A 21,040-nucleotide genomic window follows, 5' to 3' on the forward strand; every position below is an offset into this window, starting at 1 on the left:
ACATAGCGCCGCGAGGCGGGGTGTCCGTTCGGGATCGACGCTATGTCGTCGAGAGAGGCGACCGGGAGGGAATCGGCCATGATCGGCGGCACGTCCCGGCAGCGGGGATCAGCGAAGGCCCGGGCACGGTCGTGCGCCGGGCGCGTGCCGGGGGCATCAGTACCCCCGATGGTTATCGCGCTGATCACGGGTACCAGGCTATCCCCCTTGACCCCCGACTCGTCACGAGCGGCTTCTGTACAAATCGGGGGGTCGAATTTTGCCGCTCCGGACAGCGACGGACGGCCCCGTACGTGCAGGCCCCGACCACTGCCCGGATCAAGGCGTTATCCGGCCATCTCCCCGGCTACGGCCACGGCCTCGGCGAGCGTGTCGACCACGGGCACACCGGCCGATTCCAGACTGCGGCGACTGTGCGAACCACCGGTGTAAAGGACCGCCCGCGCGCCCACGTGGGCCGCCGCGAGCGCGTCGTCCAGGGCGTCGCCGATCAACACGCACCGGTCCGCGGTCACACCGGCGGACTCCAGCGCGGCCAAATGGCGTACGAGGTGCCCCGCCTTGGTCGTGTGCGAGGGCCCGGTACGCCCGTCGACGCGCAGGAAGTGCCGCTCTATGCCGAGGGTGCGCACCAGCGGCACCAGCCTCTCGTGCGGCGCGAGCGACAGCAGGGACTGGGTGGCCCCGGCGCCCTCCCAGTCCCGCAGCAACTCCAGGGCGCCCGCGGCGAGCCCGACGGCGTCCGCCGCGGACCAGTAGTGCCGGTGGAAGGTCTCGTCCATGACGAGCCACTCCGCGTCCGTGGGCATACGGCCCATCAGCCGCTCGTAGAACTTCGGCACCGGTACGACGTACAGCTCGCGGTACGTCTCCAGGGTGATCGGGTCGAACCCGAACTCGGCGAAGGAGGCGTTGGTGGCGGCCAGGACGGCGTCCACGTCGTGGAGGAGGGTGCCGTTCCAATCCCACACCAGGTGCGGGTGGGCGTGCGGCGGTCGGGGGCTCACGGGAGCAGCCCCGGGATCTCCTGCACGCCGAACCACAAAAGCTCGTGGTCCTCGGCGCCGTCCACGACGAAGCGGGCGTCGTCGTCCCCTCCGTCGGCGGCCTCGACGGCTCCTGCGGCGGCCTCCACGTCGGCCGACGCGTCATCGGCGTCGACGTGCACGGCCGCGGCGACGGTCAGCCGTACGGTCCCGGCCAGGCTGACCTGCCCGAGGGTGGCCTCGTCCAGACCCGGAACGGCGACGGCGGCCTTGTCGTCGACGTCGACGGCCACGACGACGCGTTTGCGCGGGGCGGCCGGGTCGGCCGCGAGCAGCCGCAGCGAGGCTTCGGCGGCCCGGCTGAGGGCCGCGTACTCCAACTCCTCGATGTCGTCCGAGACGTACCATTCCCGCAGTCCGGGCGTGACGGCGTACGCGCGCAGCGGCGCGGGGCCCAGCTCGCCGGCCTTGTGCACCTCGGCGAGCCCGGAGAGGGTCAGGGGGACGTACACGCGCATGGCCGGCCGCTTTCGTTAGTCGGAAAACCCCCTCAGGATACGGCGACCGTCGCCCTGCGCGTCCGACCGGGGGAGGCTGCTGTCCCCCTTCGGGCACGATCCGCCGGCGGCGCCGCGTCCACCCCGCACCCGCGCGCGCCGACCGCCCCACCCCGGCCGGCGCCGGTCGCACCCCTGATAGGTGAATGCCTCGGTCGACGTCAGCGCGCGCCGGTGCGATTGCGGAGCGTGACGAGGTGCCCGTACAAGTTTCCCGTACCTAGTGACCGCCCGGCATCCGCACGGACCGGGCCCGGCCTTCTCGGGGACGACCGCCATGACCACCAGGACCAGGACCACCACCCGCCCTCCGGGCCGCCGCGACCAGCGGGCCCCCGGCGCCCGGCGCCGCCCGCGCGGCCCGCACGACTGGTTCGCGGAACGCCTACTGGCCGTCCTCAGCGGCCGCCGCCCGGTCCATTCGCTCCTGGGCCACACGGTCGGCCCCGCGTACGACCAGCTGATCACCCTGGCCCCCGCGGCCCCCCTCCGCGACCGCCTCGCCCCGGTCCTGCGCCACTGCGGCCGCTTCTACCCGGGCCCGGGCGTCATCGAAGCCTTCGCCCGCATCGCCACGGGCGACCGCGTCTCGGCGATGGCCTTCCGCCTCGAACAGGGGCCCGACCTCCGCTGGCGCTGCGCCGCCATCGAAATCCACGGCCCGCGCGTCTGACCCGCCGGCGACCGAGGTCATTCAGCCTCGCCGGCGACCGAGGCGCGGGGCGCGGCGCCGCACCAGACCCGGTATTTCCAGCCTCGCCGGCGATTGAGGCGCGGGGCGCGGGGCGGAGCCCCGCACGGCCCGGCGCAGCCGGGGCCCCACAACGGCGCCGCACCCGGCCGACGCCCGGGACCCCCGCACCCGCACCCGCCCCGGGCCAACGCCGCCGGGGCCGGACACCCGTTCAACGGTGTCCGACCCCGGCGGCAAGCAACATCAACGGCGGCGGCTACTTCTTCCGACGCCGTCCACCCGACGCCTTCTGCGCCTTGCGCCGCTCCGCCCGCGTCATCCCGACCCCGGCCCCCTCGCCGTCCCCATCGGCATCGACGTCGGCGTCGGAATCGAAGTCACCCTCGACGACCCCGCCCTCCCCGTCCACCGTCGGAGCCGAGAAGTGCAGCCGGTCCGGCCGCTGCGGGGCGTCCAGCCCCTTCGCCCGGATCTCCGGCTTGGCCGGCGCCGGCACGGTGTCCTGCACCGGAAGCTCCTCGACGTGCTGCTCCACCTGGACCTCCAGGTTGAACAGGTAGCCGACGGACTCCTCCTTGATGCCCTCCTGCATGGCGTTGAACATGTCGAAGCCCTCGCGCTGGTACTCGACCAGCGGGTCCTTCTGGGCCATCGCCCGCAGGCCGATGCCCTCCTGGAGGTAGTCCATCTCGTACAGGTGCTCACGCCACTTGCGGTCCAGCACCGACAGCACCACGCGCCGCTCCAGCTCGCGCATGATGTCGGAGCCGAGCGCCTTCTCACGCTCCGCGTACTGCTCGTGGATGTCGTCCTTGACGGACTCCGCGATGAACTCGGCGGTGATGCCCGCCCGGTCGCCCGCGGCCTCCTCCAGCTCCTCCACGGTGACCTTCACCGGGTACAGCTGCCGGAAGGCGCTCCACAGCCGGTCGAGGTCCCACTCCTCCGCGAAGCCCTCCACCGTCTCCGCCGCGATGTACGCGTCGATGGTGTCGTCCATCATGTGGCGGACCTGCTCCTGGAGGTCCTCGCCCTCCAGGACGCGACGGCGCTCGCGGTAGATGACCTCGCGCTGGTTGTTGAGGACCTCGTCGTACTTGAGGACGTTCTTGCGCGTCTCGAAGTTCTGGGTCTCGACCTGCGACTGGGCCGACGCGATCGCGCGCGTCACCATCTTGTTCTCGATCGGCACGTCGTCCGGCACGTTCGCCATCGCCATGACCCGCTCGACCATCTGCGCCTTGAACAGGCGCATCAGGTCGTCGCCCAGCGAGAGGTAGAACCGGGACTCGCCCGGGTCGCCCTGGCGGCCGGAGCGGCCGCGCAGCTGGTTGTCGATACGGCGCGACTCGTGCCGCTCGGTGCCCAGCACGTACAGCCCGCCGAGCTCCTTGACCTCCTCGAACTCCGCCTTCACCGCCGCCTCGGCCCGCTTGAGCGCCTCGGGAAGGGCGTGCGCCCACTCCTCGATGTGCTCCTCCGGGTCCAGGCCGCGCTGGCGCAGCTCCGCCTCGGCGAGGTCGTCGGGGTTGCCGCCGAGCTTGATGTCGGTACCGCGACCGGCCATGTTCGTGGCGACCGTGACCGCGCCGCGGCGACCGGCCTGGGCGACGATCGACGCCTCGCGCTCGTGCTGCTTCGCGTTCAGCACCTCGTGCGGGACGCCGCGCTTGGACAACTGCTGGGAGAGGTACTCGGACTTCTCGACCGACGTCGTACCGACGAGGATCGGCTGCCCCTTCTCGTGCTTCTCCGCGATGTCGTCGACGACGGCGGCGAACTTGGCGACCTCGGTCCGGTAGATGAGGTCGGGCTGGTCCTTGCGGACCATGTCGCGGTTGGTCGGGATCGGGACGACACCGAGCTTGTAGATCTGGTGGAACTCGGCGGCCTCGGTCATGGCCGTACCGGTCATGCCAGACAGCTTGGTGTAGAGGCGGAAGAAGTTCTGGAGGGTGATCGTGGCGAGGGTCTGGTTCTCGTCCTTGATGTCCACCCCTTCCTTCGCCTCGATCGCCTGGTGCATGCCCTCGTTGTAGCGGCGGCCGGCGAGGATACGGCCGGTGTGCTCGTCGACGATCATGACTTCGCCGTCGATGACGACGTAGTCCTTGTCGACCTTGAACAGTTCCTTCGCCTTGATGGCGTTGTTCAGGTAACCGACGAGCGGGGTGTTCACCGACTCGTACAGGTTGTCGATGCCGAGCCAGTCCTCGACCTTCGCCACGCCCGCCTCGTGGATGGCGACGGTGCGCTTCTTCTCGTCGACCTCGTAGTCGCCGGTCTCCTCGATGCCCTTGAGCGGGTTGCCCGGCTCGCCCTTGGTCAGGCGGGTCACCAGCTTGGCGAAGTCGGCGTACCACTTCGTCGCCTGGTCGGCCGGGCCGGAGATGATCAGCGGCGTACGGGCCTCGTCGACCAGGATCGAGTCGACCTCGTCGACCACGGCGAAGTTGTGGCCGCGCTGCACCAGCTCGTCCTTCGACCACGCCATGTTGTCGCGCAGGTAGTCGAAGCCGAACTCGTTGTTCGTTCCGTACGTGATGTCGCAGTTGTACTGCTCGCGGCGCTGGGCCGGCGACATGTTCGCCAGGATGCAGCCGACTTCGAGGCCGAGGAACTTGTGCACCCGGCCCATCAGCTCGGAGTCGCGCTCGGCGAGGTAGTCGTTCACCGTGATCAGGTGGACGCCCTTGCCGGACAGCGCGTTCAGGTACGCGGGCAGCGTGCCGACGAGGGTCTTGCCCTCACCGGTCTTCATCTCGGCGACGTAGCCGAGGTGCAGCGCCGCGCCGCCCATGATCTGGACGTCGTAGTGCCGCTGGCCCAGGACGCGCTTGGCGGCCTCGCGAACGGTCGCGAACGCCTCGGGCAGCAGGTCGTCCAGGCTCTCGCCATCCTGGTACCGCTGCTTGTACTCGTCCGTGAGCGCCCGCAACTCGGCGTCGGAGAGGTTGACGAAGTCCTCTTCGATGGAGTTGACCTGGTCCGCGATGCGGTGCAGTTTGCGCAGGATCTTGCCTTCGCCTGCACGCATGAGCTTGTTGAAGACGGACACCGAGGTTTGTCTCCTTGCCGGTCGGGCCTGGCACTGGTTCGTACACGGGCACGGAGGGTGGGCCCCACCGCAACGGCCATCGTAAGCGAGGACGCGGTCGCGCCGGGAGGTCCGCACTCTCCGCGGGGCACGGGTGCCCGGAATGAGAACGTACGGGGGGCACGGAAGGTGCCGGTGTGAGCGAAAACTGTTCGCCCGCGCCGTGCGCCGGCGGCAGAATCCGTTCATGGACCCCACCACCTTGAGCACGCGGCGCCTGAGCCTGCGGCCCTTCACCCCGGCCGACGAGGACGAGGTCCACGCCGCCGCGCAGGACCCGGACATCCAGCGCTGGACCATGGTCCCCTCCCCGTACGAGCGCGACCACGCCCGTGACTTCGTCGGCGAGATCGTCCCGGCCGGATGGCGCGAGGACACGGGCTACAGCTTCGCCGTCCGGCTCGGCGCCGAGGGACCGCTGGTCGCGGCCGTCGGCGTCCATGTACGGGGCCCGGACGCGTACGAGATCGGCTACTGGGCCACCAAGGAGCACCGCGGCCACGGCTACATGACCGAGGCCGTGCGCGCCGTCGCCCACTGGGCCTTCACCGAGGTCGACGCGGTCCGGCTCGAATGGCGCGCCGAGGTCGGCAACCACGGCTCCCGGGCCGTCGCGGAAAAGGCCGGCTTCCGCGTCGAGGGACTCCTGCGCGCCGCCCTCATGCGCAACGGCACCGCCCGCGACTGCTGGGTCGGCGCCCTGCTCCCCTCGGACCTGGGCCTGCCCTCCGCGCTCCCGTACCTGCCCGCTGTCAGTGGCACGCCCTAGGGTGCGGCCATGACGAGCACACCGCCGCCGACCGTGTCCCTGTCCGCCGATGAGGCGCGCCGGATCGCCCTGCGCGCGCAGTGCTTCCTCGGGGCGCCGCCCGACCGCCGGGGTGGGGGTCCCCCCGGCGGAGCCAGGGGGAGGGTGCGCGGCGTCCTGCGTCACCTCGGCGCCGTACAGCTGGACACGATCTCGGTGCTGGCCCGCTCACACGAACTGATCCCGTACGCGCGCCTGGGCGCGGTGGGCCGCGACACCGTCGAGCGGGCCTACTGGTCCGACCGGCACGCCTTCGAGTACTGGTCCCACGCGGCCTGCATCCTGCCCATCGAGGAGTGGCCCCACTTCGCCTTCCGCCGCCGGGCCCGCCGGGCGCGCGGCCACCGCTGGCACGTCCTCCAGGACAAGGAACGCTCGACGCGGGCCGTCCTGGACCGCCTCAAGGCCGACGGCCCGCTGACCTCGACCGAACTCGGCGGCGCCAAGAACGGCGGCGAGTGGTTCGAGTGGTCCGAGACCAAGATCGCGGTGGAGTGGCTGCTGGACACCGGTGAGGTGGTCTGCTCGGAGCGGCGCGGCTGGAAGCGGGTCTACGACCTCCCCGAGCGGGCCGTCCCCGACGCGCTGCTCCACGACGACCTGGACGACCGCGAGTGCCTGCGCCGTCTCGTCGCCCTCGCCGGACACAGCCTGGGCGTCGGCACCCGCGCGGACATCGCGGACTACCACCGCCTCAAGGGCGACCAGGTCGACGCGGTGATCGCGGACTCGGGTCTGGTCCCGGTCACCGTCGAGGGCTGGGGCCGCGACCGTGGGGCGGGGGCCGCCTGGGCCGACCCGGCGGCGCTCGCGAGCGCCCCGCGCGGCCGTCACCGTACGACGCTGCTGTCCCCGTTCGACTCCCTGGTGTGGGACCGGCCCCGTACGGAGCGGATCTTCGGCTTCACGCACCGGCTGGAGGCGTACGTTCCCAAGCCGAAGCGGATACACGGCTACTTCGCCATGCCCCTGCTGGCCGGCGGCCGGCTCCAGGGTCGGGTCGACCCGGCCCGCGAGGGCTCCACCCTGGTGGCCCGACAGCTCTCCCTGACGACCCCCAAAGCCGCCCGGCCCATGGCCGAGGCCCTGCTGGAGGCGGCGTCGTGGGTCGGCTGCGATTCCGTCGGCGTGGAACGCGCCGGCACCCCGGCGGAGGCGGCGGCGGTCACGGCGGAACTTGCCGCGCTGACCTGACGCCGCCCCGGCTACCTGATTTCGAGGATCTTCTCGCGCATCGCGTACACCACGGCCTCCATCCTGGAGTGCAGTTGCAGCTTCTCCAGGATGTTGCGCACGTGGTTCTTCACCGTGTTCTCGGAGATGAACAACTCCTTGGCGATGTCACGGTTGTTCATCCCCGTGGCCACCAGCTTGAGGACCTCCAGCTCCCGGTCGGTCAGCCGGGGCGCCGGCACCAGCCGGCGCTCGTCCGTCCGCTGGATCATCGACTTGAACTCGGTCAGCAGCTTGGACGCCATCGAGGGGCTGATCTGCGACTGGCCGTCCGCCACCGCCCGGATGGCCGTCGCGACCTCGTCCGTCGAGATCTCCTTCAACAGGTATCCCGTCGCGCCCGCCTTGATCGCGTCGTAGAGGTCCGCCTCCTCGTCGCTGATCGTCAGCATGATGATCTTCGCGGAGGGTGCCACCTCTTTGATCGAGGTGCACGCCTCGATACCGCCGCGCCGGGGCATCCGCACGTCCATGAGGATGATGTCCGGCAGCAGATCGGCGGCCTTGTCCACCGCCTCCGCCCCGTCCCCCGCCTCGCCGACGACCTGGATGTCCTCCTCCTGGGCGAGGACGATCTCCAGCCCGCGCCGGAAGAGGGCGTGGTCGTCGACCACGAGCACCCGGATCGGCTCCCCGGTCGATCCGTCCTGCGGTGCGTCCGCGTGGCCGGCCGCCACGCGCCCCGCCTCACGACAGCCCGCGCCGTCGTCACCGCGTACCGGCCCGAAGCTGTCCGCCATCATTCCTCCCCCTGCATGTGCCGAGCTGCTGACCTGCTCATCTGCCGACCGCTCGTGCTGCCTGTCGGGTCAACCGGACGGGCTGGGCCGCCGCTTGACTGCCCGCCATGATTCCATGCCCGGGGCTCGGGGAGGGGCCCCATCGGGGGGCCGACTGGCTCATACGTGTCATACGAGCGCCCCCGCGGAGGCCGGGACGGCGCTCCGCGGGGGCGGGGTTCGAACACTCAGCCGCCGAGCGATCCGCCGGCGCCGCCGCGCGGTTCCTCCGTGCTGGAGGCACCGTCGGGGTTGACGTGGATGACGCCGTAGTCGTAAGCGTGACGGCGGTAGACGACGCTCGGCAGCTTGGTCTCGGCGTCGACGAACAGGTAGAAGTCGTGGCCGACCAGCTCCATCTCGTACAGAGCCTGGTCGAGCGACATGGGTGCGGCGGAGTGGGTCTTCTCGCGGACGATGAGGGGGCCTTCGCCCTGCACCTCAAGGGACCCGATCCGGGTGGTCGGGACCCCGTCCGTCTTCTCCTCGGAGACCGGCTCCCCGTTGCTGTTGAGCTGCGCGACGCCCGGCACGACGTCGGCGACCTCGGCCGCCGAGAGCCTGCCGTTGCCGCGGCGGGTGTAACGCTTGTCGTGCTGCTTGCGCAGCCGGGCCTCCAGCTTGTCCTGAGCCAGGTCCAGCGCCGCGTACGGGTCTGCTGCCGCGGCCTCGGCCCGGATCACCGGGCCCCGCGAGTGCAGGGTGATCTCCACGCGGTCGGAACGGTCGGCCTGGCGCGGGTTGTGCTCCTTGGACACCTCGACGTCCAAGCTGATCACCTTGGCGTCGAGCTTCTGGATCCGCTCGGGATTCAGCTTCTCTGCCACGTGCTTGCGGAACCGCTCGGGCACTTCGGTCTTGCGGCCCTTGACGACGATGTCCACGCAGAACTCCGTTCCCGGATAGCTCCGCCTCTTGGGGCGAAGCGTCTCCCTTTCGCACCAGGCTCCGGTGAGCACCAGAGCCTCGGACTTGGCGACTTTCACCTCCTCCTCCCCCATCGGCAAGATCCACATCCCACCGACTTCGGAGCAGAGAGACACCCTCTGACACGAAGATTCCAAAAACGGGCGGGTCGGTGCTCCGATGACGTGGGGCCCAAGGATCGCCAGTCCTCACAACCGAACATATCTCTCAATGCCGGTTGCCGGCACCCGCTACCGGAACATACCTCCGTTCGGTTCCGTTCAGCCGAATTCTTCCTCTTGTACGTCTTGTGGGCATCTCTTGTCACCAGTAACGATGCGCCTTCCCCCCGAGTTCCACATCTATGCGATCCGTCGCCGTTTTCCCCGCCCACGCGGGAATCCGTCGCCCGGACCGGCCCGGAAGGAGTCCGCGGACGCCGCCACCACCGCCGCCCCGGTCACACGCAGCCCGCCCGCCCGCAGCGCCCGCGCCGCCTCCGCGAGCGTGGCCCCGGTCGTCATCACGTCGTCCACCACCACGATCCGCGCCCCACCCGCCGACCGCACCCCGGCCGCCCGCGCCTCCAAGGCCCCGGCCAGGTTCTCCCACCGCTCCCGGGCCCCCAGACCCGCCTGGTCCGCGACCCGCCGACGCAACCGCAGTACGGGAACCACCCGCGCGGGCACACCCGCCCCGCGCAGCCGCGCCGACGCGGCCAGCGCGATCCTCCGCCCCGGGTCATGGCCCCGCGCCCGGGTCTGGCGGCGGGTCGAAGGCACCGGTACGAGGACCAGTCCCCCCGCCTCCCCCTCCCCGCCCTCCCCACCCGCACCGCCCGACAGCACGGCCGCCGCCAAGGCGGCGCCGAGGGGGCCCGCCAGAGGGAGCGCGCCGCGCTCCTTGTGGGCCAGCACCACGGCCCGTACGGCGTCCCCGTACGCGGCGCCCGCGTGCACCACCGGCAGGCCGGCCGGAGCCGCCGCGGGCCGGGCCCGTCCGGCACCGCCGCCGGCCAGGGCGGCCCGGCACCGCGCGCACAGCACCACCCGCGGCGCCCCGCACCCGGCGCAGTCGACCGGCAACACCAGCCCGGCCAGCTCCTGCCACCACCCCCGCATGGAAGGACTCTGCCCCGTCCGGATGCCACCCGCCACCCCTGTGGAAAACCCGCCGCGGCGGCCCCCGCCGGGGAACGCGCGGCGTCCGTTCAGCCCGGGTAGACCGGCGCCCGGCCACCCGCCGCCACCGTGCGCCACTGCGCCCCCGGCGGCAGCCACACGATGCCGTCCTCGTCGGAGAACGCCACCACCGGCTTCTCCTCGTCCTCGGTCGTCGCGACCCCGGCCAGCCCGGACGCCCCGGGAAGGCTCGCGGCCGCCGTCGACCCGTCGGACAGCATGTAGCGGGCCTGCATGATCCCGCCGCTCTCCCGGCCCACCACGAGCAGCCGGCCCCGCGGCCCCCAGCTCATCGCCATCACGTCCGCCATCTGCGGGGCCGCCGGGCGCAGCTCGCGCACCGACACCGGCGAGGTGTCCGCCTTGCCGTCGGGCCGTTCGATCCGCCCGGTGTAGAGGTTCTTGCGGCCGTCCTTCTCGACGAGCAGCGCGATCCGCACCCCGTCGGGGGACGCCTTGAGGGCGGTGACGCGGCCGCCGTCCAGCCCGGCCACGTCCACCTTCTGCGGTGTCCCGGTGCCGCCCGGCACCCGCCACAGTCCCGGGTTCTGCGGGTCGAGGTCCGCGACCCACAGGTCACCGCGGGTGTCCCAGCTCGGCGCGGTGAGCTTGCCGGTCCTGCCCGCGGGCAGCGGCAGGGGCTGCGGCATGGGCCCGGCGGTCGTCAGCGTCACCACGTACAGCCCGTGCCCGTCCTCGGAGACGACCGCGGCCCGCTTCTCGTCGTAGGTGACGGCCGCGGAACCCACCCGGAACCCGGTAGCACCGGACAACGGCCCGGGTGCGAGTTCCGGCTTGTCCTGCTGCTGGTCCTCGGCGTTGACGTTGAGGGACATCCGCACCAGCCGGAAGTCCTTGTCGACGTAGTACTGGTGCTCGGGGCTCTGCGCCGGGTTGGCGATCGCCACGGCGGCATTGCGCGTGACCCAGCACAGCGACGTCTTTCCGTCGGGGCGCAGCAGTTCCACGCGCTCCAGCCGGGAGGCCGTCAGGTCCCTGATCGTGTAGAGGAGTTGGGTCGCCATCTTCTGGCACTGCGGCTGCGCGACGTTCTTCGCCTTGTCGTTCAGCGGCACGCGCAGCGTGTTCTGACCGTCGTAGGAGAGGGACTTGGTGCCCGCGCGCAGTTCCGTCCCGGTGGGGAAACTGGAAGTGACGACCGGAGCCAGCCATTTGGAGGGTCCGGCGAGCAGCGACTGCACGGTCTGGGTGGTGGGGTCCATCCGAGAGTCGGGGTCGCTGCGCTGGCGCACGTACACCGGGTCGGCGACGAGCGTGCCGCCCGCGAAGTAGTACTTGTTGACGGGCTTGTAGATGCGCTGGAAGTCGGACTCGCTGAGGACGAGGCTGCTCGGCGGCGTGGCGATCCGCCACTGGTCCTTCTCCCGCACCAGTTGCAGGTACTCCTCGTAGCGCACCCCGCCGGTCTCCGGCTGGTAGGCGCTGCGTTCGTCCACCGTCGCGAGCTTCTTGCCGGTGACCTTCCACCGCGTGTCGTCGAGCTCCTTGGAGCCCTGGACGGGGAAACGGTCGAGGCCCCCGGAGAGTACGGTGACGGCCGAGCCGGGCTTCCAGTTCTTCGCGGCGTCCTCGGTGAGGTACTTGCGGGCCGTCTCCAGCTGGGGGTCGTCGCTGGTCATGGCCTCCAGGAAGCCGTCGACGATGTCGGCGGCGCTGGCCTTGTCCGCGGGCGGCACGCCGAACACCCGTACCTGCGAGTCGACGCCCTGCGATGCCTGCACCTGCCGGATCTCGCCGCTGTCGGGCATCGAGGCGCAGCCGGCGAGCAGCAGTGCGAGCGCGCCGAGCACGGCGTGCGCCCGCAGGGTCGCCGACCGCCGGCGGCCCGTCCTCCGGGCCTGTACGTGTGCCGGCCCGCGCTCAGCGTCCACCGGGTCCATCCTCCTGTGCTGACTGATCGGCCGCCGCCCGGTCGGCCGCCGGCTGGTCGGCCGCCGGCTGGTCTGCGGGGCGCGCCACGACCCGGGCCCCGTTGCCGGGCAGCGCCGTCGGGTCGGCGGGAACCGGCATCGCGGTGGTCACCGCCGGGCGCGGCGGTATCGCGGAACGGTCGGCCGGTCGGGGCCGGTCGCCGCCGGGTCCGCCCGCGCCGTTGCCGGAGCCGGCGCGCGCCGCCGCCTCGGCGGCGGCCCTGGCCCGGTTGGACCGGGAGTCCTCGGGTTCCAGGGGGATCGGGGAGCCGCGCAGCGGTTCGTCGGCGGTGCGCGGCAGGGTGAGCCGGAACTGGGAGCCGCCGCCGGGCTCGCCCCACGCCTGGAGCCAGCCTCCGTGCAGCCGCGCGTCCTCGACGGCGATGGACAGGCCGAGGCCGGTCCCGCCGGTGGTGCGGGCGCGGGCGGGGTCGGCGCGCCAGAACCGGTTGAAGACGCGGGTGGCCTCGCCGGGCTTGAGGCCGACCCCGTAGTCCCGTACGGCCACGGCCACGGCGCCGCCCGCGGACGCGAGCCGGACCACCACGTCGTGGCCCTCCCCGTGTTCGACGGCGTTGACGACGAGGTTGCGCAGCACCCGCTCGACGCGCCGCGAGTCGGCTTCGGCGATGACGGGCTGGGTGTCGCCGAGGACCCGGATGCGGGTGCCCTTGTGTTCGGCCAGCGGTTCGGCGCCGTCGATGACGCGGCGCACGACGTCGCGCAGGTCGATGGGTTCGGCTTCCAGGGCGGCGGCGCCCGCGTCGAAGCGACTGATCTCCAGCAGGTCGGAGAGCAGGGACTCGAAGCGGTCGAGCTGTCCGGCGAGGAGTTCGGCGGAGCGGGCGGTGACGGGGTCGAAGTCGACGCGGGCGTCGTGGATGACGTCGGCGGCCATGCGGACGGTGGTCAGCGGGGTCCGCAACTCGTGCGAGACGTCGGAGACGAACCGGCGCTGCATCCGCGACAGGTCCTCCAACTGCTGGATCTTGTGCTGGAGGTTCTGGGCCATCTTGTTGAAGGCCTCGCCCAGCCGGGCGATGTCGTCCTCGCCGGTGACCTTCATCCGCTCCTGGAGCCGTCCGGCCGAGAGCCGTTCGGCGATCCCGGCGGCCATGCGGACGGGGGTGACGACCTGGCGTACGACGAGCCAGGCGATCGCGCCGAGCAGGACGACGACGAACAGGCCGGCGGTGGCGATGGTGGCCTTGATGAGGTTGAGGGACTCCTCTTCCTGGGTCAGCGGGAAGAGGTAGTACAGGTCGTAGGGGTCGCCGTTGATGTCGGCGAGCCGTTTGCCGATGACCAGCGCGGGCGCGGGGGCCTTCTCCCCGGAGCCGGCCGTGTAGCGGATCTCCGAGAAGGTCTTGAAGGTGCCGGTGGCGTGGTTGACGGCCCGGCGCAGGGTGAGGGGGACGCTGGCGGTCGGATCGACGTTGCCGGATGCGCGGGCGCCCTTGACGCCTTGGGCGCCGGGCGGGGCCGGTTCGCCGGCCCCCGCGCCGAGCGCGGCGACCTCGAAGGCGGTCTGGCCGCCGCTGGCGAGCTGCTTGACGAGCGAGTTCATCCAGGTGCTGGCGTCGCGGCCGACCTTGTTGTCGGTCACGTCGGAGCCGTCGGCGGCGAAGGGGGTGTTGGCCTTCTCCTGTGCGACGGCGAACCCGCCCGCGGCCTGGCTCTGGGCGGCCTCCTCCTTGGCGTCGAGGAGGCCCTTGCTGACCTGCGCGATGACGACGAAGCCCAGGGCGAGGACGACGGTGAGCGAGAGCAGCAGGGTCGCCGCGACGACCCGGAGCTGGATGTTGCGCCGCCAGAGCCGGACAGCCGGAAGCAGCGGCCGGCGTACGAGGCGTACGCACAGCCGCAGCACGGGGCTGCCGGCCACTCGGTCCTTGAGCAGCCGGCCGCCCCGCAGCACTCCCCGACGGGAGCCGCCCCGGGACGTGCCGGGCTGCACGTCAGCTCGGTCCGGCCTTGTAGCCGACACCGCGGACCGTCACGACGATCTCGGGGCGCTCGGGGTCTTTCTCGACCTTGGAGCGCAACCGCTGCACGTGCACGTTGACCAGGCGGGTGTCCGCCGCGTGCCGGTATCCCCAGACCTGCTCCAGCAGCACCTCGCGGGTGAACACCTGCCAGGGCTTGCGCGCGAGGGCGACCAGCAGGTCGAACTCGAGCGGGGTCAGGGCGATGGAGGCACCGTCGCGCTTGACGGAGTGCCCGGCCACGTCGATGACCAGGTCACCGATGGCCAGCTGCTCCGGTGCCGGCTCCTCCGAGCGGCGCAGGCGGGCCCGGATGCGGGCCACCAGCTCCTTCGGCTTGAACGGCTTGACGATGTAGTCGTCGGCCCCGGACTCCAGGCCCACGACGACGTCGACCGTGTCGCTCTTCGCCGTGAGCATGACGATCGGCACTCCCGACTCGGCCCGGATCAGCCTGCAGACCTCTATGCCGTCCCGTCCGGGCAGCATGAGGTCGAGCAGTACCAGATCCGGCTTCGCCTCCCGGAAGGCAGCCAGCGCCTTGTCACCGTCCGCTACGAACGACGGCTCAAAACCTTCTCCACGCAGCACAATGCCGAGCATCTCGGCCAGCGCGGTGTCGTCGTCGACGACAAGGACTCGTCCCTTCATGGTTGACATCATCCCATTAGCTAATCGTTACCTGGCGGTGAGCTGTCCCACAGCCAAAAGGGCTGGAAATCGCCCCCCGGACCTGCCTGGCGGTCAGGCCGACCAGTCTGCCCCGGATCCGGGCGACAATTGAAGGCGCGAAGGCACCGGATCTTGGGGAGCACCCGGCCCGCTCCGCGGTCCCACGTGGCACGATGGCAGCCGACCAGCGCCCCGCCGCAGTAGACGCACGTCAAGGAGCGAGATGAACGACTCTCCGGGCTGGGCTTCGCCCGGGTCCTCCCCGTCGGAAGGCGCGGGCGGCCAAGCCGGTCAGGGCGGCACGGGCGGCCAGGGCACGCCGGAGGGCATACAGCCCCCCGCGCAGCCCGCCGCGGACTCCAAGTGGTCCGACGCCCAACCGCCGCCCGGCCAGTGGTCCAGCCCCGGCGCCCAGGCTCCGGCACCGACCGACGCCGCCCCGCCGCAGCAGCCGCAGGGCGGCTGGGGATCGTACGGCCCCCAGCCGGGTCAGCCCGGGCAGCCCGGACAGGCGCCGCAGTACGGATCGCCCTACGGCGGCCAGTACGGCTACCCCGGCGGCCCCGCCGGCCCCTGGGGCCCGCCCCCGGCCGCCAAGCCCGGCGTGATCCCGCTGCGCCCCCTGGGCCTGGGCGAACTGCTCGACGGTGCGGTCTCCACCATGCGCACCCACTGGCGCTCGGTGCTCTCCGTCAGCCTCGTCGTCGGCGTCCTCATCGAGGTCGGCAACGTACTCATCAACAAGTTCGCGCTGGCGGACCTCACCACCGCCTCCGCCACCGGCGAGGACCCCGAGCAGGTGTTCCGCGGCATCCGCGACGCCGTCGTCCCCGTCCTCGCCAACGGATTCCTCCAGCTCGTCCTCGGCATCCTCGCCAGCGCGCTGCTCACCGTCATCTACAGCCGTGCCGTGATCGGCCGGCAGATCACGCTCGGCGAGGCATGGCGCGAGGCGCGCCCCCGCCTGCTCCCGCTGGCCGGACTGACCGTGCTCCTCGCAGCCGGTGCGGTCGTCCTCTTCGCCGCGCTGCTCCTGCCGGGGGTGCTCATGAAGAGCATCGGCGTCGCCGTCCTCGGCTTCCTCGTCTCCGTGCCGCTCTTCGTCTGGCTCTGGTTCCGCTTCCTGCTGGCCTCACCGGCCCTGATGCTGGAGCGGGCCGGGATCTTCACGGCGCTCAAGCGGTCCGACAAGCTCGTCAAGGGCTCCTGGTGGCGCATCTTCGGCATCACGCTGCTGACCGGGTTCATCACCGGCATCGTGTCGATGGTGATCGCCGTGCCGTTCACGCTCCTCGCGGTGCTGAGCGGCGTGGGCGACCTCAGCGGCTTCACCGACGGCTCCTTCGCCGTGTCCTGGTCGTTCCTGCTCATCAGCGGCATCGGCTCGATCATCAGCTTCACGGTCATCCTGCCGATCTCGGCGGGCATCACGGTCCTCCTGTACATCGACCAGCGCATCCGCCGCGAGGCCCTCGACCTGGAACTCGCCCGGGCCGCCGGTCTGCAGCACTACGGAAGCGCCGGCGCCGGGTACGGAGGCTGACACACCGATGAGCACGGGGGGACTCATCATCACCGCCGCAACACCGCCGGTGACGACTCCGCGCGACGCCGCCCGCGAGGCGGCCGAACGCGAACTGTCCAAGCCGCTGTACCACCAGAACGACCCAAGCCCGCTCCAGCGCCTCCTGGACCGGCTCTGGGAGTGGCTGGGCGACTTCTTCGACCGTGCCGCCGGGTCGACCCCGGGAGGCACGGTCGGCCTGGTCGCCGTCGTGCTGCTGGCCGCCCTGGCCATCGGCGCCCTGTGGTGGCGGCTCGGCGCCCCCCGTCGCGCCGTCACCGGCGCCGGGACCCTCTTCGAGGCGGGCACGCGCACCGCCGCCGACCACCGGGCCGCCGCCGACGCGCACGCCGCCGCCGGCCGCTGGACCGAAGCCGTCCAGGAACGCATGCGCGCCGTCGTCCGTTCCCTGGAAGAGCACACCCTGCTCGACCCCCGCCCCGGCCGCACCGCCGACGAGGCGGCGGCCGAAGCGGCGCACAGCCTCCCGCACCACGCCGGCGAGCTGCGCGCGGCGGCCCGCGCCTTCGACGACGTCACCTACGGCGGTCGCACCGGCGACCCCGACGTCTACGGCCGCCTGCGCACCCTCGACCTCACCCTGGAACGCGCCACGCCGCTCCTGACGGGACCCACGGCATGACCGGCCCCGCGCCCAGCGCCGCGACCCCCCAGAGCCCCGCCAACACGGCGTCTCCCGCGCCCACGGCCGGCTCCCGGGCCACCACCCTCTGGGCTCGCTCCCGAGGCTTCCTGGCCGCCCTGGGCGTCCTGCTCGTGGGCGGCGTCACCGTGGCCGCCCTCCACTCCGACGCACACCACGGCTACCTCGACCCCCGCTCCGTCGACCCCTACGGCAGCCGCGCCGTCGCCGAGCTCCTCAAGGCCCGCGGCGTCACCAGCCGCGTCGTCACCACCGCCGACGAGGCCGCCGCCGCCGCCGGCCCCCGCACCACCGTGCTGGTCACCGACCCCGACGCGCTCGACTGGTCCCGGCGGCACACGCTGCGCGCCGCCGCCAACACCTCCGGCGGCCGGACCGTCCTCCTCGCGCCCACCGGCACCGGCCTCACCGACCTGGCCCCCGCCTCGGCCGCCCGCGGCTACTCCGACCGCGGCGCCCTCACACCCGACTGCGCGCTGCCCGCCGCTCGCTCCGCCGGCCGCGCCACCACCGGAGACGGCCCCCGCTACACCACCGACCTCCCCGGAGCCACCGCCTGCTACCCCGACGGCGGCCACCCCACCCTGCTCGTCCTGCCCGCCATCGCCAAGGGCGGGGACACCGTCGTCCTCGGCTCCGAGAGCATCCTGCTCAACCGGACCCTGGCCAAGGAGGGCAACGCCTCCCTCGCCCTCCAACTCCTCGGCACCCGCCCCGAACTCGTCTGGTACCTGCCCGACCCGGCCGAACAGACCGGCCAGGACACCCCCGAGGAGAAGAGCCTCCTCGACCTCGTACCGTCCGGTTGGACCTGGGCCCTGCTCCAACTGTTCGTGGCCGGCGCCCTCGCCGCCCTCTGGCGCGGCCGCCGCCTCGGCCCGCTCGTCACCGAGAACCTCCCCGTCGCCGTCCGCGCCTCCGAGGCCACCGAAGGCCGCGCCCGCCTCTACCGCAAGGCCGGAGCCCGCGACCGCGCCGCGACCGTACTGCGCGCCGCCACCCGCGAACGCCTCGCCGCGCTCGTCGGCGTCCCCGCCACCCAGGCCCACGAACCGGCCGCCCTGCTCCCCGCCGTGTCCGCCCGGCTCACCGCCGACCGCGCCACGGACCTCGCCACCCTGCTCTTCGGCACCACTCCCTCCGACGACGCGGCACTCGTCGCGCTCGCCGACCACCTCGACGCCCTCGAAAGAGAGGTCCGCACCTCATGACGGCCACCACGGACAGCGCCCGTTCCTCCCTGGAAGCGCTCCGCACCGAGATCGCGAAGGCCGTGGTCGGCCAGGACTCCGCCGTCACCGGTCTCGTCGTCGCCCTCCTGTGCCGGGGCCACGTCCTCCTCGAAGGCGTCCCCGGCGTCGCCAAGACCCTCCTCGTCCGGGCCCTCGCGGCGTCCCTCGAACTCGACACCAAGCGCGTCCAGTTCACCCCCGACCTGATGCCCGGTGACGTCACCGGCTCCCTCGTCTACGACGCCCGCACCGCCGAGTTCTCCTTCCAGAACGGTCCGGTCTTCACCAACCTCCTCCTCGCCGACGAGATCAACCGCACGCCGCCCAAGACCCAGTCCTCCCTCCTGGAGGCCATGGAGGAACGCCAGGTCACCGTCGACGGCGTCCCCCGCAAGCTCCCCGAGCCGTTCCTCGTCGCCGCCACCATGAACCCCGTCGAGTACGAGGGCACCTACCCCCTCCCCGAAGCCCAACTGGACCGCTTCCTCCTCAAACTGACGGTCCCCCTGCCGTCCCGAGAGGACGAGATCGGCGTCCTGACCCGGCACGCCGCCGGCTTCAACCCGCGCGACCTGCACGCCGCCGGAATCCGCCCGGTGGCGGGACCCGCCGAACTCGAAGCCGCCCGCAAGGCCGTCGAGAGCACCACCGTCTCCCCCGAAATCGCCGCGTACGTCGTCGACATCTGCCGCGCCACCCGTGAATCGCCGTCCCTGACCCTCGGCGTCTCCCCGCGCGGCGCGACCGCCCTGCTCGCCACCGCCCGCGCCTGGGCCTGGCTCACCGGCCGCGACTACGTCACCCCCGACGACGTGAAGGCCCTCGCCCTGCCGACGTTGCGCCACCGCGTCCAACTGCGCCCGGAGGCCGAGATGGAAGGCGTCTCCGCCGACGCGGTCATCTCCGCGATCCTGTCCCACGTCCACGTCCCCCGCTGATGGCCCTCACCGGACGCGCCGCCCTGCTGGCGGCCCTCGGCAGCCTTCCCGTCGGCCTCTTGGAACCGAGCTGGACGGGCCTCCTCGCGGTCAACGGCGCACTCGGCCTGGCCTGCGCCGTCGACTACGCCCTGGCGGCGCCCGTCCGCACGCTGCGCCTGGCCCGTTCCGGGGACACGTCGGTGCGCCTGGGTGAGCCGGCCGAGGTCCACCTGACCGTCACCAACCCCGGCGGCCGTCTCCTGCGGGCCCGTGTCCGCGATGCCTGGCCCCCGAGCAGTTGGCTCCCCGGTACCGAACCCTCCGCGTCGCGCCACGACCTGGTCGTCCCGGCCGGTGAACGTCGCCGCCTCACCACCCGCCTGCGGCCCACCCGCCGCGGCGACCGCCGGGCCGACCGCGTCACGATCCGCTCCTACGGCCCCCTCGGGCTCCTCTCCCGCCAGGGCACCCACACCGTGCCCTGGACGGTCCGGGTCCTGCCCCCGTTCACAAGCCGCAAGCACCTCCCGTCACGCCTGGCCCGACTCCGCGAACTCGACGGCCGCACCAGCCTCCTGACGCGCGGAGAGGGCACCGAGTTCGACAGCCTCCGCGACTACCTCCCCGGCGACGACACCCGCTCCATCGACTGGCGCGCCACCGCCCGCGGCCACAAGGTGGCCGTCCGCACCTGGCGTCCCGAACGCGACCGCCACATCCTCATCTGCCTCGACACCGGCCGCACCTCGGCCGGCCGCGTCGGTGACGCACCCCGCCTGGACTCCGCCCTGGACGCGGCCCTGCTCCTCACCGCCCTGGCCACCCGCGCCGGCGACCGCGTGGACCTCCTGGCCCACGACCGCCGCCCCCGTGCCCAGGTCCAGGGCCGCTCGGCCTCGGACACCCTCCCCGCCTTCGTCAACGCCATGGGCATCCTGGAACCGGAACTCGTCGAAACCGACTCCCGCGCCCTCGTCTCTACCATCCTGCGCACCGCCCCGCGCCGCTCCCTGGTCGTCCTCCTGACGAGTCTGGACGCCGCCCCCGTCGAGGAGGGTCTCCTACCGGTCCTCCCGCGCCTCACTCAGCGCCACACCGTCCTCCTCGCCTCCGTCGCGGACCCGCACATCGCCGACATGGCGCGGTCCCGCGGCACGCTCGACTCCGTCTACGACGCCGCTGCCGCCACCCAGTCGCAGTCCCGACGCCGCCGCACCGCGGATCACCTCACCCGCCTCGGCGTCCACGTGGTCGACGCCACCCCGGACACCCTGGCCCCCGCCCTGGCCGACGCCTACCTCACCCTGAAGGCGGCCGGCCGCCTCTGACCTCCCGGGGACACCATGGCCGACTTCACCCACGAACAGATGCGCCGCATGCGCGCATTCGCGGAGCAGCTCGCGGAGCTGGCCGAGCAGCAGCATGACCGGTGGAAGGTGCAGACCACCGACGATCGAATCGTCCTCACGATGATGAGCCGCACCGCTCCCGACGGGCTGAACCTGGTGGGGCTGCGCCGCCAGATCGAGACCCAGTCACCCGAGGTCATGGCCCTCAACGAGTCACGGTGCATAGCGATCCCTCAGACGGTCCGGACGGCATCCGCTACCGTAAAAAAGTTCCCTACGCCTTCGGCGACACCGTCACCGCCGGCCGCTGACGCTCGACACGAGCAGCCTCAAGAGGTACCCAGCCGACTGGTGAAGCGGTGGCGCCGGGCCGGGCCTTGGGTGGAACGGCCGGTGAACGCAGAAAAGCCCCGCACCGAACCCGGTAAAGGGCTGGTGCGGGGCTTCCGCAATGATTGTTCGGCGGCGTCCTACTCTCCCAC

Annotated in this window: 18 protein-coding genes; 9 read left to right on the forward strand and 9 right to left on the reverse strand. The window is 72.2% G+C overall.

Annotated elements, in window-relative coordinates; translation table 11 throughout:
* Positions 1-326 precede the first annotated feature (326 nt).
* Together ABZ934_RS21455 and ABZ934_RS21460 are read right to left on the reverse strand one after the other, a co-directional pair.
* Positions 327-1,007, reverse strand: coding sequence for an HAD hydrolase-like protein (locus tag ABZ934_RS21455; protein ID WP_361315470.1), 681 nt, complete (start codon positions 1,005-1,007; stop codon positions 327-329).
* The gene (locus tag ABZ934_RS21460) at positions 1,004-1,504 is read right to left on the reverse strand and encodes a hypothetical protein (RefSeq protein WP_361315472.1); all 501 of its coding nucleotides are present in this window, start codon (positions 1,502-1,504) and stop codon (positions 1,004-1,006) included. The genes ABZ934_RS21455 and ABZ934_RS21460 overlap by 4 nt, the downstream gene beginning before the upstream one ends.
* A gap of 316 nt (positions 1,505-1,820) precedes the next feature.
* On the opposite strand from ABZ934_RS21460, the gene ABZ934_RS21465 reads away from it, so the two are divergent.
* Positions 1,821-2,216 carry an Rv3235 family protein gene (locus ABZ934_RS21465; protein ID WP_361315474.1) on the forward strand — a complete coding sequence of 132 codons (396 nt, stop codon included), beginning with the start codon at positions 1,821-1,823 and terminating at the stop codon, positions 2,214-2,216.
* Positions 2,217-2,493: 277 nt separating this feature from the next.
* On the opposite strand, the gene secA is transcribed toward ABZ934_RS21465, so the two are convergent.
* Positions 2,494-5,295, reverse strand: a complete 2,802-nt coding sequence (gene secA / locus ABZ934_RS21470) for a preprotein translocase subunit SecA (protein ID WP_361315476.1) — start codon at positions 5,293-5,295, stop codon at positions 2,494-2,496.
* A gap of 226 nt (positions 5,296-5,521) precedes the next feature.
* Between secA and ABZ934_RS21475 the strand changes: the two genes are divergently transcribed.
* A complete protein-coding gene (locus ABZ934_RS21475) occupies positions 5,522-6,103 on the forward strand; it encodes a GNAT family N-acetyltransferase (protein WP_361315479.1) in 582 nt (193 codons plus the stop codon).
* A 9-nt stretch (positions 6,104-6,112) separates the two neighbouring features.
* Positions 6,113-7,336 (forward strand): crosslink repair DNA glycosylase YcaQ family protein, encoded by a 1,224-nt coding sequence (locus ABZ934_RS21480; RefSeq protein WP_361315481.1) that lies wholly within the window; start codon positions 6,113-6,115, stop codon positions 7,334-7,336.
* An 11-nt stretch (positions 7,337-7,347) separates the two neighbouring features.
* Here the strand turns inward: ABZ934_RS21480 and ABZ934_RS21485 are convergent, their stop codons facing one another.
* From ABZ934_RS21485 to mtrA, 6 genes are all read right to left on the reverse strand, one after another.
* A complete protein-coding gene (locus tag ABZ934_RS21485; protein WP_361315548.1) occupies positions 7,348-8,115 on the reverse strand; it encodes a response regulator transcription factor in 768 nt (255 codons plus the stop codon).
* Between the two features lie 227 nt (positions 8,116-8,342).
* On the reverse strand, positions 8,343-9,155 hold the full coding sequence (gene raiA, locus ABZ934_RS21490; protein ID WP_361315483.1) for a ribosome-associated translation inhibitor RaiA: 813 nt from the start codon (positions 9,153-9,155) through the stop codon (positions 8,343-8,345).
* Positions 9,156-9,422: 267 nt separating this feature from the next.
* Positions 9,423-10,181, reverse strand: a complete 759-nt coding sequence (locus tag ABZ934_RS21495) for a phosphoribosyltransferase family protein (RefSeq protein ID WP_361315486.1) — start codon at positions 10,179-10,181, stop codon at positions 9,423-9,425.
* 89 nt (positions 10,182-10,270) lie between these two features.
* Positions 10,271-12,133 (reverse strand): LpqB family beta-propeller domain-containing protein, encoded by a 1,863-nt coding sequence (locus tag ABZ934_RS21500; RefSeq protein ID WP_361315488.1) that lies wholly within the window; start codon positions 12,131-12,133, stop codon positions 10,271-10,273.
* Positions 12,123-14,129: an MtrAB system histidine kinase MtrB gene (gene mtrB, locus ABZ934_RS21505; RefSeq protein WP_361315491.1), complete on the reverse strand. Its 2,007-nt coding sequence runs from the start codon at positions 14,127-14,129 to the stop codon at positions 12,123-12,125. The genes ABZ934_RS21500 and mtrB overlap by 11 nt, the downstream gene beginning before the upstream one ends.
* A gap of 1 nt (position 14,130) precedes the next feature.
* A complete protein-coding gene (mtrA, locus tag ABZ934_RS21510) occupies positions 14,131-14,820 on the reverse strand; it encodes a two-component system response regulator MtrA (RefSeq protein ID WP_189747360.1) in 690 nt (229 codons plus the stop codon).
* 232 nt (positions 14,821-15,052) lie between these two features.
* On the opposite strand from mtrA, the gene ABZ934_RS21515 reads away from it, so the two are divergent.
* The 6 genes from ABZ934_RS21515 to ABZ934_RS21540 form a co-directional block, all read left to right on the forward strand.
* Positions 15,053-16,372, forward strand: coding sequence for a glycerophosphoryl diester phosphodiesterase membrane domain-containing protein (locus ABZ934_RS21515; RefSeq protein ID WP_361315494.1), 1,320 nt, complete (start codon positions 15,053-15,055; stop codon positions 16,370-16,372).
* A gap of 7 nt (positions 16,373-16,379) precedes the next feature.
* Positions 16,380-17,036 (forward strand): DUF4129 domain-containing protein, encoded by a 657-nt coding sequence (locus ABZ934_RS21520; protein WP_361315496.1) that lies wholly within the window; start codon positions 16,380-16,382, stop codon positions 17,034-17,036.
* A complete protein-coding gene (locus tag ABZ934_RS21525; protein ID WP_361315499.1) occupies positions 17,033-18,268 on the forward strand; it encodes a DUF4350 domain-containing protein in 1,236 nt (411 codons plus the stop codon). Before ABZ934_RS21520 ends, ABZ934_RS21525 begins: the two co-directional genes overlap by 4 nt.
* On the forward strand, positions 18,265-19,227 hold the full coding sequence (locus ABZ934_RS21530) for a MoxR family ATPase (protein ID WP_361315502.1): 963 nt from the start codon (positions 18,265-18,267) through the stop codon (positions 19,225-19,227). The genes ABZ934_RS21525 and ABZ934_RS21530 overlap by 4 nt, the downstream gene beginning before the upstream one ends.
* Positions 19,227-20,537, forward strand: coding sequence for a DUF58 domain-containing protein (locus ABZ934_RS21535; protein WP_361315505.1), 1,311 nt, complete (start codon positions 19,227-19,229; stop codon positions 20,535-20,537). The genes ABZ934_RS21530 and ABZ934_RS21535 overlap by 1 nt, the downstream gene beginning before the upstream one ends.
* 15 nt (positions 20,538-20,552) lie before the next feature.
* A partial coding sequence (locus ABZ934_RS21540) for a hypothetical protein (protein WP_361315507.1) occupies positions 20,553-21,040 on the forward strand: 488 nt, incomplete at its 3' end.

Origin of the sequence: Streptomyces sp. NPDC046557 (assembly GCF_040645975.1) — a bacterium.
GTDB lineage: Bacteria > Actinomycetota > Actinomycetes > Streptomycetales > Streptomycetaceae > Streptomyces.

What these genes read in the sequence shown, in the direction of transcription:
- ABZ934_RS21465 (WP_361315474.1), top strand. Translation starts at nt 1,821, where the DNA reads ATGACCACCAGGACCAGGACCACCACCCGCCCTCCGGGCCGCCGCGAC.
- mtrA (WP_189747360.1), bottom strand. Translation starts at nt 14,820, where the DNA reads ATGATGTCAACCATGAAGGGACGAGTCCTTGTCGTCGACGACGACACC.
- ABZ934_RS21525 (WP_361315499.1), top strand. Translation starts at nt 17,033, where the DNA reads ATGACCGGCCCCGCGCCCAGCGCCGCGACCCCCCAGAGCCCCGCCAAC.
- ABZ934_RS21530 (WP_361315502.1), top strand. Translation starts at nt 18,265, where the DNA reads ATGACGGCCACCACGGACAGCGCCCGTTCCTCCCTGGAAGCGCTCCGC.
- ABZ934_RS21520 (WP_361315496.1), top strand. Translation starts at nt 16,380, where the DNA reads ATGAGCACGGGGGGACTCATCATCACCGCCGCAACACCGCCGGTGACG.
- ABZ934_RS21460 (WP_361315472.1), bottom strand. Translation starts at nt 1,504, where the DNA reads ATGCGCGTGTACGTCCCCCTGACCCTCTCCGGGCTCGCCGAGGTGCAC.
- ABZ934_RS21535 (WP_361315505.1), top strand. Translation starts at nt 19,227, where the DNA reads ATGGCCCTCACCGGACGCGCCGCCCTGCTGGCGGCCCTCGGCAGCCTT.
- raiA (WP_361315483.1), bottom strand. Translation starts at nt 9,155, where the DNA reads ATGGGGGAGGAGGAGGTGAAAGTCGCCAAGTCCGAGGCTCTGGTGCTC.
- ABZ934_RS21515 (WP_361315494.1), top strand. Translation starts at nt 15,053, where the DNA reads ATGAACGACTCTCCGGGCTGGGCTTCGCCCGGGTCCTCCCCGTCGGAA.
- ABZ934_RS21475 (WP_361315479.1), top strand. Translation starts at nt 5,522, where the DNA reads ATGGACCCCACCACCTTGAGCACGCGGCGCCTGAGCCTGCGGCCCTTC.
- ABZ934_RS21485 (WP_361315548.1), bottom strand. Translation starts at nt 8,115, where the DNA reads ATGGCGGACAGCTTCGGGCCGGTACGCGGTGACGACGGCGCGGGCTGT.
- ABZ934_RS21495 (WP_361315486.1), bottom strand. Translation starts at nt 10,181, where the DNA reads ATGCGGGGGTGGTGGCAGGAGCTGGCCGGGCTGGTGTTGCCGGTCGAC.
- ABZ934_RS21480 (WP_361315481.1), top strand. Translation starts at nt 6,113, where the DNA reads ATGACGAGCACACCGCCGCCGACCGTGTCCCTGTCCGCCGATGAGGCG.